At 71.5% G+C, this 13,714-nt stretch carries 12 protein-coding genes; 7 read left to right on the forward strand and 5 right to left on the reverse strand.

All coding sequences use genetic code 11. The annotated features are described in order from the left end of the window. Positions 1–56: 56 nt before the first annotated feature. Positions 57–1,070, reverse strand: coding sequence for a glycosyltransferase family 4 protein (locus FZO89_RS06685; protein ID WP_187471063.1), 1,014 nt, complete (start codon positions 1,068–1,070; stop codon positions 57–59). Positions 1,071–1,238: 168 nt separating this feature from the next. Between FZO89_RS06685 and FZO89_RS06690 the strand changes: the two genes are divergently transcribed. Beyond that, positions 1,239–2,261: a glycosyltransferase family 9 protein gene (locus FZO89_RS06690; protein ID WP_187471064.1), complete on the forward strand. Its 1,023-nt coding sequence runs from the start codon at positions 1,239–1,241 to the stop codon at positions 2,259–2,261. On the opposite strand, the gene FZO89_RS06695 is transcribed toward FZO89_RS06690, so the two are convergent. From FZO89_RS06695 to def, 4 genes are all read right to left on the reverse strand, one after another. Continuing rightward, positions 2,258–3,268: a glycosyltransferase family 2 protein gene (locus tag FZO89_RS06695; protein ID WP_149102514.1), complete on the reverse strand. Its 1,011-nt coding sequence runs from the start codon at positions 3,266–3,268 to the stop codon at positions 2,258–2,260. The genes FZO89_RS06690 and FZO89_RS06695 overlap by 4 nt on opposite strands. A 30-nt stretch (positions 3,269–3,298) precedes the next feature. Further along, the gene (gene rsmB, locus FZO89_RS06700; RefSeq protein ID WP_149102515.1) at positions 3,299–4,612 is read right to left on the reverse strand and encodes a 16S rRNA (cytosine(967)-C(5))-methyltransferase RsmB; all 1,314 of its coding nucleotides are present in this window, start codon (positions 4,610–4,612) and stop codon (positions 3,299–3,301) included. 70 nt (positions 4,613–4,682) lie between these two features. After that, positions 4,683–5,630, reverse strand: coding sequence for a methionyl-tRNA formyltransferase (gene fmt, locus FZO89_RS06705; RefSeq protein WP_149102516.1), 948 nt, complete (start codon positions 5,628–5,630; stop codon positions 4,683–4,685). An 86-nt stretch (positions 5,631–5,716) separates the two neighbouring features. Then, complete coding sequence (gene def / locus FZO89_RS06710) at positions 5,717–6,232, reverse strand: peptide deformylase (RefSeq protein WP_149102517.1); 516 nt, start codon at positions 6,230–6,232, stop codon at positions 5,717–5,719. Between the two features lie 143 nt (positions 6,233–6,375). Between def and FZO89_RS06715 the strand changes: the two genes are divergently transcribed. The 6 genes from FZO89_RS06715 to FZO89_RS06740 all read left to right on the forward strand — a co-directional run bounded on the left by FZO89_RS06715 (position 6,376) and on the right by FZO89_RS06740 (position 13,587). Next, the gene (locus FZO89_RS06715; RefSeq protein WP_149104075.1) at positions 6,376–7,539 is read left to right on the forward strand and encodes a LysM peptidoglycan-binding domain-containing protein; all 1,164 of its coding nucleotides are present in this window, start codon (positions 6,376–6,378) and stop codon (positions 7,537–7,539) included. A gap of 79 nt (positions 7,540–7,618) precedes the next feature. Continuing rightward, positions 7,619–8,758, forward strand: a complete 1,140-nt coding sequence (gene dprA, locus FZO89_RS06720) for a DNA-processing protein DprA (RefSeq protein ID WP_425480460.1) — start codon at positions 7,619–7,621, stop codon at positions 8,756–8,758. Between the two features lie 33 nt (positions 8,759–8,791). Then, positions 8,792–9,265 (forward strand): DUF494 family protein, encoded by a 474-nt coding sequence (locus FZO89_RS06725; RefSeq protein WP_149102519.1) that lies wholly within the window; start codon positions 8,792–8,794, stop codon positions 9,263–9,265. 118 nt (positions 9,266–9,383) lie between these two features. After that, positions 9,384–9,893, forward strand: coding sequence for a pilin (locus FZO89_RS06730; RefSeq protein ID WP_149102520.1), 510 nt, complete (start codon positions 9,384–9,386; stop codon positions 9,891–9,893). 45 nt (positions 9,894–9,938) lie between these two features. Further along, positions 9,939–10,868, forward strand: coding sequence for an RDD family protein (locus FZO89_RS06735; protein ID WP_149102521.1), 930 nt, complete (start codon positions 9,939–9,941; stop codon positions 10,866–10,868). A gap of 178 nt (positions 10,869–11,046) precedes the next feature. Further along, on the forward strand, positions 11,047–13,587 hold the full coding sequence (locus FZO89_RS06740; RefSeq protein WP_149102522.1) for a DNA topoisomerase I: 2,541 nt from the start codon (positions 11,047–11,049) through the stop codon (positions 13,585–13,587). The last annotated feature ends 127 nt before the right edge of the window (positions 13,588–13,714 follow it).

Raw genomic sequence — 13,714 nt, forward strand, 5'->3', positions numbered from 1 at the left:
CGCTTCGACCCGGCTCGATTGACCATCACCCTGCGATCGTGCACCCGCGCGCGGGCTCAGCCCGGCACGAACCTGCGGTAGAACGCCTCGAGCTCCCGCGCCTTGTCCTCGACCCGCAATCGCTCCAGCGGATAAACCTGCCGCTGCGGACGGGTCCGGGCTGCTTCGGCCAGCGCCTGCGCCAGCGCATCGACGTCGCCGGGCGCGACCAGCGGCGTGCCGAACAGCGGCGCAAGATGCCGCCCGCCGCCGGTGGCGGTCGCGATCACGGGCAGCCCCGCCTGCATCGCCTCCAGCAGCACCAGGCCGAACGGTTCCTCACGCGACGGGCTGACGAAGCAGTCGAATGCCGCCAGCCAGTCCTCCGGCGCCTCGACGAATCCCGGCAGCGCCACGTCCGGGCCGGCGCGTGCGCGCAGCGATTCGAGCTCGCGACCGCCACCTGCCATCGCCAGCCGCGCGCCGGCAGGTGCTGCACGGCGAAACGCGTCCAGCAGCACGTCCATGCCCTTGCTTGGTTCCATCCGGCCCAGTGCGCCGAACAGGAATTCGTCCGGGCCGACGCCCATCGCGGCGCGGATCCGTTCGCGTGCGCCCTCGCCCGGCGCGCGCGGCAGGACCCAGTTGTCGATCTGCGTCGAATGGGCACGCAGCAGCTCCGGGATGCGGGGCAGTTGCCACGGCGCGATCGCGACCAGTCCGTCCAGGTGCGCGTGCTGATCGGGGACGTAGTCGATATGCAGTGTCGCCAGCCGCGGGAAGCCCGCGACGCCACGCAACGCGCGCGAGGCCGATCCGAGGTGGGCGTGGGCGATATCCGGCCGCAGTCCGCGCACCAGCGCCCGTGCATGCTGGACCGCAGGCCAGCGGGCCAGGAAATCGTGCACCAGCAGCACCTGCACGCCCGGGTCGACCCGGTGCGCGATGGCGTCGGCGCGGGCCCTCGCCGCTTTCCGCCGCAGGATCAGCGTGACCCGGTGCCCCATCGCCGCCTGCATCGCGGTCAGTTCCAGCACATGCCGCTCGGTGCCGGCGAAACGTTTTGTCAGCAGCAGGTGGACGATGTGCATGCGGCGGCGGCGCGCGGAGGGGCGCCCATTCTCCCGCATCATCGTGCCGCGGTCCGCGTGAAGCCCGACGCGCGTTCAACCGCCGCTGGGGTACGCTGGCGCCCCACCGGACGCGATTCCGATGTCGCATTCCCGCCGCTGCCCCCAACCGGACTCGAAGACCCGTACATGACCGCCCGACCCCTGATCGTCCGCTGCGGCGCGTTCGGCGACATGGTGATGCTGACCACGCTGATGCGGGTGGTGTCGGCGCGCTACGGCAGCCCGGTCGACGTGGTGAGTTCCGGCGGCTGGACGCCGCCGCTGCTGATGCGCGAGCCCACGCTCGGCCACCTGCAGATGGTGACCAGCCGCAAGACGCCGTACCTGCTGTGTCCGAGCCAGTGGGCGCTGGTGCGCTGGCTGCGCGGGCGTGGACGCGGGCCGGTCTACCTCGGCGACATCGACCCCGAGATGCGCGCCCTGCTCGAGCGCGGCGGTGTGCATCCCGACGACATCGTCGCGCGCGATCCCGCCGGCGAGGATGCGCCGGTGCTGTGGCCCGACCGCTGGCTCGAACTCGGGCAGCGCGATCCCGTGCGCGGGTACCCGACGGTCGACGTCGACGTGGCGCCGCTGCGCTTTCCCCGGCTCATCGTCACCGACGACGAGCGCGCCGACCTGTCGCGGTGGCTGGCGGACACAGGCCTGCACGGGCCAGTGGTGCTGCTGCAGCCCGGCAACAAGCGCACCCACAAGCGCGGCCGGCTGATGACCGCCGACCATCCCAAGCACTGGGACGCGGCGCACTGGGCGACGGTGGCCCGTGCCGTCCTGGACTCGCTGCCGGAGGCGCATGTGGTGCTGTGCGGCTCACCGCCGGAACATCCGCTGCTCGAGGACATCCGCGCCGCCGCCGGCCAACATCCGCGCGTGTTCAACGGCGCCAATGCGCTGCCGATCCCGCGCCTGCTGGCGCTGATCGAGCGCGCGCACAGCATGGTCTCGGTGGACACCGGCCCGGCGCATGCCGCGGCCGCGCTCGGCTGCCCGCTGGTGGTGCTGTTCGGCGCCGCCCCGCCCGGGAAGTGGCGGCCGATCGGCCCCGGCAGGATCGTGGCGCTGGGCGGCGAACGTGGCGCGGCGAGCCGCGTGTCCGATCTCGCACCCGTGCAGGTCGTCGACGCCTGGCGGCAGCTGCACGCGGGCTAGCTGCCCCGGGCGCGCAATCCCATCTGCAGCCGCAGCGCGCGCAGGTGCCAGCCGCGGGCGCGGCAAGCGGCGAGCGTGGGGGCCATGCCCGATGGAAACAGCTCCGCGATCGCCGGCGCGATCACGGCGTCGGCGATGCCGGAACGCCGCGACAGCCGCGCCGACAGCCGTCCCAGCGTCCTGAGGCAGTAGTAGTCGACGGCGAACGCCGCCTCGTCGTCCAGTTCGCCCAGAGCGGCCATGCCGCGTTTCAGCTCGCGCAGCGAGTCCACCGCTTCGCACAGCCTCGCCTCGCCCGGCGCCGACCACGCGCTGGCCGCATGCCGGCGGTAGCCGACCCAGGGCTGGTCGACGTGCACGAAACTGCGCGTCGCCGCCACCAGCGACGGCATCACCGCCACGTCCTGCATCAGCCGCCGGCCGTGCGGGAACATCGCCTGCCGCCACACCTCGCGGCGCGCGATCTTGCTCCAGGCCTGCAGGCAGCGCATGCGCATCAGTCCGGCGACCAGCCGCGAACGATCGGTGCCGACGATGCGCGCGCCGCCGTCGAAGCTGCAGCGATGGCGCTCGCCGCGCAGGCGGTGCTTGAGCCCGGAGCGCGCGCGCAGCACGCTGAAGTCGCACAGCACCAGGTCGGGGGACGAGCACTCCACCACGCCGCGCAACCCGTCGATCGCGCCCGGCAGCATGATGTCGTCCGCGTCGAGGTGCCAGACGTACTCGCCGGCGGCATGCGCAAGCAGGGAGTTGCGTGCCGCGGACAGGCCGGCGTTCGACGCATGCGACACCAGCCGCACGCGGCCGGGATGGTCGCGGCACAGGCCTGCGGCGATCCCGCCGGAGGCGTCGGGCGACGCATCGTCGAGCAGCACCACCTCGACGCCGTCGTCGCCCTGCCCCAGCACCGAGGCCACGCACTCGAGAAGGTACTTCTCGGCCCGGTAGACCGGAACGAGCACGCTCAGCCAGCGTGCATGGACCGCGTGGGACGAGCCGTCTGACATGGGTCGGGGGGATGCGGCGTCCCCTGCATCCTATGCCCCGCGGCTGAACAGCGCATAGAAGAAGCCGTCCGCGCCCCGCTCTCCCGGCAGGCACTGGCGGCCGTGGCCGGTATCGCGTCCGAACGCGTCGGGCAGGTCCTCGATCGCGGCGCCGGGCGTGCGTGCCACGAAGGCCTGGACCTGGTCCCGGTTCTCCTGCGCCAGGATCGAACAGGTGGCGTAGAGCAGGCGCCCGCCCGGCGCCAGCAGCGGCCACAGGGCGTCGAGCAGGCGCCCCTGCAGCGCGGCGAGCGCGGCGAGGTCCGAAGGCCGCCGATGCAACAGCAGGTCCGGCTGGCGGCGGACGATGCCGGTCGCCGAGCAGGGCGCATCCAGCAGGATCGCCTCGAACGGCTCGCCGTCCCACCACGCCGCGGTGTCGGTCGCGTCGGCGGCCAGCAGGCGCGCGTCCGCGCCGACACCGAGGCGCTCGAAGGTGCCGCGCACCTGGCGCAGGCGGCGCGCATCGACGTCGAGCGCGGTCAGGCGCAGGGCCGGATCGCGCTCGAGCAGGTGCGCCGACTTGCCGCCGGGCGCGGCGCAGGCATCGAGCACGCGCGCGCCGCGCGGCGGCGACAACGCGTCGGCCACGCGCTGCGCGGCCGCGTCCTGCACCGAAACGTCGCCGTCCGCGAATCCGGGCAATGCGGTCGGCGACACCGGCACGTCGATGCGCAGGGCGTCGGGCAGGTCGGCGACGGCCTGCGACTCGAGACCGGCTTCGCGCAGGCGCGCCGCGTAGCGTTCGGCCGTACCGCGCATGCGGTTGACCCGCAGCCAGGTGGGCGCGGGGGATGCGCTCGCGGTGAAGATGGCGTCGGCGTCCGCGGGCCAGTCGGTGCGCACCCGGTCGCGCAGCCAGTCCGGCCACACGGCGTCGGCATGCCCCGCCGGCAGGCCGTCGCGCTGCGCGCGGCGCAGCAGCGCATTGACCAGGCCGGCCTGGTGCGCGTGACCGAGGCTGCGGGCTGCGTCCACGGTCGCGGCGAGGGCGGCATGCGCCGACAGCGCCAGCGGATCGAGCTGCGCGAAACCGGCATGCAGCAGCGCGCGCAATGGCGCATCCCGGCGCGGCAGCGGCCTCGGCATCCACGCGGCGAGCGCGGCGTCGTAGCGTGCGCGGTTGCGCAACGCGGCGAAACAGATGGCCTCGACCAGGGCGCGGTCGCGCGGGTCGGCCACCGACGGCAGGGCGGACGCCAGTTCGGCCTTGAGCGAACGGCCGCGATGCAGCACCGCATCGAGGATCCCGGCCGCGATGACGCGCGCGGTGACGCCGGGGGCTGCCGACGGCTCCGTCGCCACTACAGCCTCCGCGCGGGCGTGCGCGGGCAGCGGAAGGCTGGATTGCGCGCGGGACTGTCGCGGCCGGCCATCAGCCGGCGCCCGCCGGCTGCGCTGCGGACGTGTCGCGCAGCTCGCGCCGCGCGTTGAGATAGTCGGCGGCGGTGATCACCTTGCCGCCCGCACGCTGCAGGGCACGGATCCGCAGCGCGCCCTCGCCGCAGGCGACATCGATCCCGTCCCGTCCGGCGAACAGCAGCGTGCCCGGCGCGGCCGAGTGCGCCAGCGGCAGCGCGATCGCGCCATGGATGCGCAGGCGCTCGCCCGCGACATCGGCCTCGGCGACCGGCCAGGGATCGAACGCACGCACCTTGCGTGCCAGAAGTTCGGCCGGTTGCGTCCAGTCGAGCCGGGCCTCGGTCTTGTCCAGCTTGTGCGCATACGTGACCCCCTGCTCCGGCTGCGGCCGGGGCGCGGGTCGCATGCCCGCCCGCAGCAATGCGAGGCCGTCGCCCAGCACCTGCGCGCCGAGTTCGGCGAGCCGGGCGTGGAGCTGCCCACCGGTTTCGCGCTCGCCGATCGGCGTGGCCAGCGACAGCAGCACCGGGCCGGTGTCGAGCCCCTTCTCCATCTGCATCAGGCACACCCCTGTTTCGGCGTCGCCGGCCTCGATTGCACGCTGGATCGGCGCCGCGCCGCGCCAGCGCGGCAGCAGCGAAGCGTGCACGTTCCAGCAGCCGAAGGCCGGGATGTCGAGGATCCTCGAAGGCAGCAGCAGGCCATAGGCCACGACCACCAGCAGGTCGGGCTGCAGCGCGCGCAGCGCGTCGCGCGCATCGGCGCCGCGCAGTCTGTCGGGCTGCCGCACGGGGAGTCCCAGCCGCATCGCCTCCTGCTTGACCGGCGACGCCGCCAGGCCGCGACCACGGCCTGCGGGCCGGTCGGGCTGGGTGTACACCGCCACCACCTCGCCACGCGCCGCGGCGACGCGCAGCGAGGGCACGGCGAAATCGGGAGTCCCGGCGAAGACGAGGCGCATGGTGGTTGGTGATTCGTGATTGGTGATTGGAAAGAGCAGTGAGCCGCGGCAACGGGTGCCGTCACGAACTACGAATCACCAATCCCCTAATCACGGCCCTTCCGCAACTTCTCGAGCTTCTTGATCGCGCGGTCGCGCTTGAGCACGGAGAGATGGTCGATGAACAGTCTGCCGTCGAGATGGTCGACCTCGTGCTGCACGCAGGTCGCCAGCAGGCCGTCGACGCGCAGTTCGAACGGCTTGCCATGGCGATCCAGCGCCTCGACCACGATGCCGTCGGGGCGGGTCACATCGGCGTACACGCCGGGGAGCGACAGGCAGCCTTCCTGGTGCAGGCGCAGGTCGGCCGACCGTTCGCGGATCACCGGGTTGATGAAGGTCAGCGGCTGCTCGCGCCCCTCGGTGACGTCGATCACCATGAAGCGCTGGTGGGTGTCGACCTGGGTCGCGGCCAGGCCGATGCCGGGCGCCTCGTACATGGTTTCGAACATGTCGTCGAGCAGGCGCTGGAATGCGGGATCGTGCAGCTGGTCGACCTCCACGGGCCGGGCCACGGTGCGCAGCCGGGGGTGGGGGTATTCGAGGATCGGGACTAGGGCCATGGGGAAAAGGGTGGCGGCGGTCACAACCGCGCGGAACGGCCCGCCATTGTAGCGCCCAGCGGCTTGCAACCGGCCGCCGGTTGTACGCTATAGTGCCTTCGCTGCACGGGGAAATCTTCAAGGGGAGCAATTAGATGGCCCGCATGCTTGAGCGCCTTTCTCAGGGGCTTCGTACGACGTGCGTCGTTGCATTGATGACGGTGGCCACCTACGCCACCGCCCAGACCATGCGTGGCGACCATCCCGACACCTATGTCGTCCAGCGTGGGGATACGCTGTGGGACATCGCGGGCAAGTTCCTGGAGCGCCCCTGGCTGTGGCCGGAAATCTGGCAGGCGAATCCCCAGATCAGCAATCCGCACCTGATCTATCCGGGCGACGTCATCAGCCTCGCATACCTCAACCGGGTGACCGCCACGCCGGGTCCGCGCGAGGAAGCGCAGCCGATCAATGCGATCCCGCTGTCGGACATCGAGGCCTTCCTCAAGGACCTGCGCGTGGTCGACGAGTTCGAGCAGCTGCCCTACGTGGTCGGCCTCGAGGAAGACCGCCTGCGCACCACCCAGGGACAGGTCGCCTACATCCGCGGCCTGCCCGGCGCCAGCGCCGGCCAGCGCTACGCCGTGGTCCGACCGACCGTGCGCTACACGCATCTGGATCGCAGCGGCCTGTGCTGCGACCTGTTCCACAAGGACGACCTCGACTTCCGCGGCAAGCGCATCGCCGACTTCCAGCAGTACTGGACCAACGTGGTCACCCCCGACAAGGGCCAGGAACTGCTCGGCTACGAGTTGCAGCGCGTGAACGTCGGCACCATCACCCGCGGCGAGGTCGGCGGCATCCAGGCCAGCACCCTGCTGCTGGACGAGACCGGCCGCGAGGTCCGCGTCGGCGACCGCCTGATCCCGGTCGACGCCCAGCCCTACGACCTGCAGTTCTTCCCGCACCCGCCGGCGCAGGAGCTCGAGTACGGCCGCGCCCGCGTGCTCGCCGTGGCCGACACGCTGGCCTACGGCGGCCCGCGCGACGTGGTGGTGTTGTCGGTCGGCGCCCGCGAGGGCGTGGACAACGGCACCGTGTTCTCGATCTGGCGCGAGGGCACCAACACCATCGACCGCGTCGAGAAGGGCCCCGACCGCGATGCCGACACCGTGTTCTACGAGAACAAGGTGCGCCTGCCCGACGAGTTCGCCGGCCATGTGATGGTGTTCCGCACCTTCGACAAGGTCAGCTACGGCCTGGTGATGAGCAGCGTCAAGCCGACCCGCATCGGCCACCACCTCAAGCATCCCGACGCGCCCTACTGAGGGCGCCGCCCCGGCACGGGGTTTTCCTACAGCAAACGCCAGCGGCGCCTTCGGGCGCCGTTGCCGTTTGCGGGCGATGCTGGCCGGCATGGACGAAGACACCCACGCCCTGCTGCGGCTGCTCGACGCCGGCGGCCCGTCAGCGCCCCGCCGTCGACTGCTCGATCGCTGCGGTACGCCGCCGCTGGCGCTGGCAGCGGGCGAGCGCACCTGGCGCGAGGCCGGACTGGTGGCGGCCCAGATCCACGCGCTGGCGGCCGGCCCGGGCCCGAGCGCATGCGTCCGCGACTGGCTGGCCAGGCCGGGCCACCGCCTGATCGGCTGGCACGACCCCGACTATCCGGAACTGTTGCGTCGCATCCAGAGCCCGCCGCTGGCATTGTTCGCGGCCGGCGATGCCGACCTGCTCTGGCATCCGGCGGTGGCGGTGGTGGGCAGCCGCGCCTCGACCGCCGCCGGCCGCGACCACGCCCGCGAGTTCGCACGCGCCTTCGCCCGGGCCGGGTTGGCCGTATGCAGCGGCCTGGCCGCGGGCATCGACACCATCGCGCACCAGGCCGCGCTCGCCGCCGAGGGCGCCACCATCGCCGTGCTCGGCAGCGGCCCGGACGTGCCCTATCCGCGCGCCAATGCCGGCCTGCTCCGCGACATCGCGGCGCACGGACTGGTGGTCAGCGAACACCCGCCCGGTACCGCCGCGCGGCGCGAGCATTTCCCGGCCCGCAACCGGATCATCGCCGGGCTGGGGCTGGGGACGGTGGTGATCGAGGCGGCGCAGCGCTCCGGCGCGCTGATCACCGCGCGCCTGGCCGCCGACGCCGGGCGCGAGGTGTTCGCCGTGCCGGGATCGATCCGCAACCCGCAGGCCCGCGGCTGCCACCGCCTGATCCGCGACGGCGCGACCCTGGTGGAGGCCGCGGACGAGGTCATTGTCGCGCTCGCGCCGATGGCCCGGTCGCTGGCCGACGCCTTGCGCACCCGCCTCCACGGCCCCATCTGTGCTCCCGAAGACACCTCCGCGGCGCCCGCCGGCGCGAGTGCGCATGACGATCCTGACTACCAGCGCTTGTGGTCGGCCATCGGCCACGACCCAAGCCCTATGGATCAGTTGCTCGAACGCACCGGATTGACGACCGCGGAACTGTCGTCCATGCTGCTGGTCATGGAGCTGGATGGCCGGATCGTGCTCGAGCACGGCCGGTATTACCGCAAGTCCTGACTTCACCGCGCCCCCGGGCGCAGGCCGGGGGAAATGAAAGAGAGCATCCTGGACGTCCTGCTCTATCTGTTCGAACACTATTTCACCGAAGACGCGGACCTGGTCCGCGACCGCGACTCGCTCCAGAACGGCCTGCTCCAGGCCGGATTCAGCCCGGCGGAAATCAGCAAGGCGTTCGACTGGCTCGATGCCCTCGCCGAGCAGCGCCCGGTCGCGGGCGCGACCCGCGTCGACGGGCCGACCCGGGTCTACTTCGGGCCCGAACTGGACAAGCTCGACGTCGAATGCCGCGGCTTCCTGCTGTTCCTGGAGCAGCACGGGATCCTCGACGCCGACCACCGCGAACTGGTGCTCGACCGGGCCATGGCGCTCGACCAGGAGGAACTCGACCTGGACGACCTCAAGTGGGTGGTGCTGATGGTGCTGTTCAACCAGCCCGGCAGCGAGGCCGCCTACGCCTGGATGGAGACCCAGATGTTCGCCGACGAACCCGAGCCGGTGCACTAGCCGCGCCCGCTCCGGTCGCCGTCGCGCTCCCGCGTCGGGCCTCGACCGGTTTCCGGTACTCCCGCCCGAATCCGGGCCTGCCTCTCGACCCACCCGCCCCCGCAACGGACCTGCACGCTTGTCACAGCCCATCCCCGGCGCCGGCCCGCCGCCGCTGCCGTCCAGGCCCTTGCGCCCCGCCCCGCCGCCGCGCAAGGGGCTGCACGGCTGCCTGATCGCCCTGATCGTCGCCGCCTGCCTCGCGATCCCCGTGGTCGCGATCCTCGCCGCGATCGCGATTCCCGCCTACAACGACTACCTCGCGCGCTCGAAAGTGGGCCAGGCCCTGGCCGATATCCACCCGATGAAGGGGGCGGTGGCCGCGTTCGCCACCGGACACCGCCGTTGCCCGGTCAACGGCGATCCCGGGTTCCAGCCGGCCGATGCCTACCGCGGCGACAGCCACGCCTCGGTCGTGTTCGGCGAGAGCGACGAGGGCGTGTGCGCGATCGAGGTGCTGCTGCAGGACGATCGCCACGAGACGGTGGACGGCTATCGCCTGTGGCTCGAATACGATACGCAGAGCGGCGCCTGGCACTGCAGTTCCGAGGCCGAGGACCGTTACCTGCCCGCGCACTGCCGCGGCTGAATCAGCGCCACCGGGGAGCGGCGCGGGAACCTGGAACGAGGGGGAATGACGATGTCCATGTGGTACTACGCCGATGCCGACCACGCGCGGCAGGGCCCGGTCGATGCGGCCGAACTGGTGCGCCTGCGCCTGCAGGGCCGGCTGGCCTGGGAGACGCTGGTCTGGCGCGAGGGCATGACGGACTGGCAGCCGATGCGCGATTTCGCCGCCGAACTGGCCCAGGCCGACGACCGCGGCGCGGCCGCCGAGGCGCCCGCGGTCGCGGCGCCGCAGGACGAGTCCGACATTCCGTGGGCGGCCGCGGACACCCCGGCCTCGCCCTACGCGCCCCCGATCGCCCCGGTCTCGGCCGATCCGTCGGTGGTGGCGGGCGGCGAAGTGGTGCATGCCGGGTTCTGGAAGCGGTTCGCGGCGATGGTGATCGACGGACTGGTCACCGCGGCCGCCTCGTGGGTGATCCAGATCCCGCTGTTCGTGCTCGCCGGCGCAGCCGGTGCGATGGGCGGGGACCTGCTGTCGACGGGCGGCTCGGTGGGCCTGGTCCTGCTGTCCTATGCGATCGGCATCGTGATCCCGCTGTTCTACTTCGCGTGGATGCACTCGTCCGCCAGCCAGGCCTCGCTGGGCAAGCTGGCGGTGGGGATCAAGGTCACGCGCGGTTCCGGCGAGCGGATCAGCTTCTGGCGCGCATTCGGGCGCTACGCCGCCTACTTCCTGACCGTGCTGTTCAGCTTCGGCATCGGCGCCGTGGTGTCCGCCTTCACCACCGCACTGTCGGAGCGCCGGCAGGCCCTGCACGACATGATCTGCGACACCCTGGTGGTCGACAAATGGGCCTTCACCGACCGCCCGGACCTGCAGCGCCGGGAGCTGGGCGTGGTGACCTGGGTGGTCCTGGTGGTGGGCCTGGGCCTGCTGGGCCTGGCCGTGCTGGGAATCGTGGCCGCGATCGCAATTCCGGCCATGACCGGCTGACCGGAGGCCGGCCGCCGGTCGGTTCTTCGCTTGACACGGCCGCACGGGCCGTGATTCCACTATAAATAGCGCCGCCCCGAGCGGCACCGACCGAACGCCCGGGTCCCCCCGGGCGTCGTAGTCTTCCGATTCCCCCGAGCGGCGTGGCCGGAAGCCGCGCCCGGACACCCAATCCCCGATGCCCAAGAACCTGCTCATCGTCGAATCGCCGGCCAAGGCCAAGACGATCAACAAGTACCTCGGCAAGGACTTCCAGGTCCTCGCCTCGTACGGCCACGTCCGCGACCTCGTGCCCAAGGAGGGCGCGGTCGACCCGGACAACGGCTTCGCCATGCGCTACGAACTGATCGAGAAGAACGAGAAGCACGTCGAGGCGATCGCCAAGGCGGCGAAGTCGGCCGAAGGCATCTGGCTGGCGACCGACCCGGACCGCGAGGGCGAGGCGATCAGCTGGCACATCGCCGAGATCCTGCGCGAGCGCGGCCTGCTGCAGGACCGCACCCTGCAGCGGGTAGTGTTCACCGAGATCACCCCGCGGGCGATCCGCGAGGCCATGGCCCGCCCGCGCCAGATCGCCGACGAACTGGTCGACGCTCAGCAGGCGCGGCGCGCGCTGGACTACCTGGTCGGCTTCAACCTCTCGCCGGTGCTGTGGCGCAAGATCAAGGCCGGGCTCTCCGCCGGCCGCGTGCAGTCGCCGGCCTTGCGCATGATCGTCGAGCGCGAGGAGGAGATCGAGGCGTTCAAGGCGCGCGAGTACTGGACGGTCGAGGCCGAGTGCGTGCATCCCTCGCAGCCGTTCACCGCCAAGCTGTTCAAGCTCGACGGAAAGAAGTTCGAGCAGTTCACGATCACCGACGGCGAGACCGCCGAGGACGCGCGCACGCGCATCGCCGCGGCCGCGAACGGCGCGCTGCACGTCACCGACGTCGCCAGCAAGGAGCGCAAGCGGCGTCCGTCGCCGCCGTTCACCACCTCGACCCTGCAGCAGGAGGCCTCGCGCAAGCTGGGCTTCACCACCCGCCGCACGATGCAGGTGGCGCAGAAGCTGTACGAGGGCGTGAACATCGGCGACGAGGGCACGGTCGGCCTGATCAGCTACATGCGTACCGACTCGGTCAGCCTGTCTGCCGAGGCGCTGTCGGAGATCCGCGACGTGATCGCGCGCGATTTCGGCACCGCGTCGGTGCCCGACAAGCCCAACACCTACCAGACCAAGTCCAAGAACGCGCAGGAAGCGCACGAGGCGGTGCGCCCGACCTCGGCGCTGCGCACGCCGGCGCAGGTGGCGCGCTTCCTGAGCGACGACGAGCGCAGGCTGTACGAGCTGGTGTGGAAGCGCGCGGTGGCCTCGCAGATGATCCCGGCCACGCTCAACACCGTCACCGTCGACCTCGCCGCCGGCGCCGACCACGGCTTCCGCGCGTCCGGGACCACGGTCACCGTGGCCGGCTTCCTCGCCGTGTACGAGGAAGGCCGCGACAGCAAGGGCAAGGAAGACGAGGACGAGGGCCGCAAGCTGCCTGCGATGAAACTCGGCGACCGCATCCCGCTCGACCGCATCCATGCCGACCAGCACTTCACCCAGCCGCCGCCGCGCTTCACCGAAGCCTCGCTGGTCAAGGCGCTCGAGGAATACGGCATCGGCCGGCCCTCGACCTACGCCTCGATCATCCAGACCCTGCTCGGCAAGCAGTACACGGTGCTCGACGGCCGCGCGTTCAAGCCGACCGATGTCGGCCGCGCGGTGTCGAAGTTCCTCAGCAACCATTTCGGCAAGTACGTCGACTACGACTTCACCGCCAACCTCGAGGACGAGCTCGACGCCGTCAGCCGCGGCGAGGAAGCGTGGATCCCGCTGATGGAAAAGTTCTGGGGCCCGTTCAAGGAGCAGGTCGACGACAAGAAGGCGACGCTCGACAAGGCCGACGCCGGCAGCGTGCGCGTGCTCGGCGCGGATCCGGAGAGCGGGCGCCAGGTCAGCGCGCGGATCGGCAAGTTCGGGCCGCTGGTGCAGATCGGCACGGTCGAGGACGAGGACAAGCCGAGGTTCGCCTCGCTGCGCCCGGGCCAGAGCATCTACAGCATCTCGCTGGAGGAGGCGCTGGAACTGTTCCTGCTGCCGCGCGTGCTCGGCCAGGACAAGGGCGAGGACGTGAGCGTCGGTATCGGCCGCTTCGGCCCGTTCGCCCGGCGCGGCGACAGCTACGCCTCGCTCAAGAAGGAGGACGATCCGTACAAGATCGACCTCGCGCACGCGGTGGCCCTGATCGAGGAGAAGGAAGAGATCGCGCGCAACCGCGTGATCAAGGAATTCCCCGGCAGCGACATCCAGGTGCTCAACGGCCGCTTCGGCCCCTACATCAGCGACGGCCGCCTCAACGGCAAGATCCCGAAGGACCGGGAACCGGCCTCGCTGACGCAGGAGGAAGTGACGAAGCTGCTCGAGGAGACCGGCAAGCCGGCCCGCCGCGGCTTCGCCGCGAAGAAGGCCGCGGCGAAGAAGGAAGCGGCGGCGAAGAAGGCAGCGAAGAAGACCGCCGCGAAGAAGGCGCCGGCGAAGAAGGCTGCGGGCAAGACCGCCACGAAGAAGTCGGCAGCCAAGACCGCGCGGCCGCTGTCGGCCGACCTGGAGCCGGCGAAGTCGCTGGTGACGGCGGCGAAGTTCGAGCCGGGCAAGAAACGCGTGGTGAAGAAGGCGGACACCGCCCCGTTCTGACCGGCGACCATATCGACGACGCGCGCCCGGCGCCAACGCGGCGAAACGGCGGGAAGCGATCGCGACCGGGCTGAACTGCGCCGCCGATCCGTGCAAGCCGGACACTGCCGGGGACCTGCCCTGCGTC

Origin of the sequence: Luteimonas viscosa, from assembly GCF_008244685.1 — a bacterium.
GTDB classification, from domain to species: domain Bacteria; phylum Pseudomonadota; class Gammaproteobacteria; order Xanthomonadales; family Xanthomonadaceae; genus Luteimonas; species Luteimonas viscosa.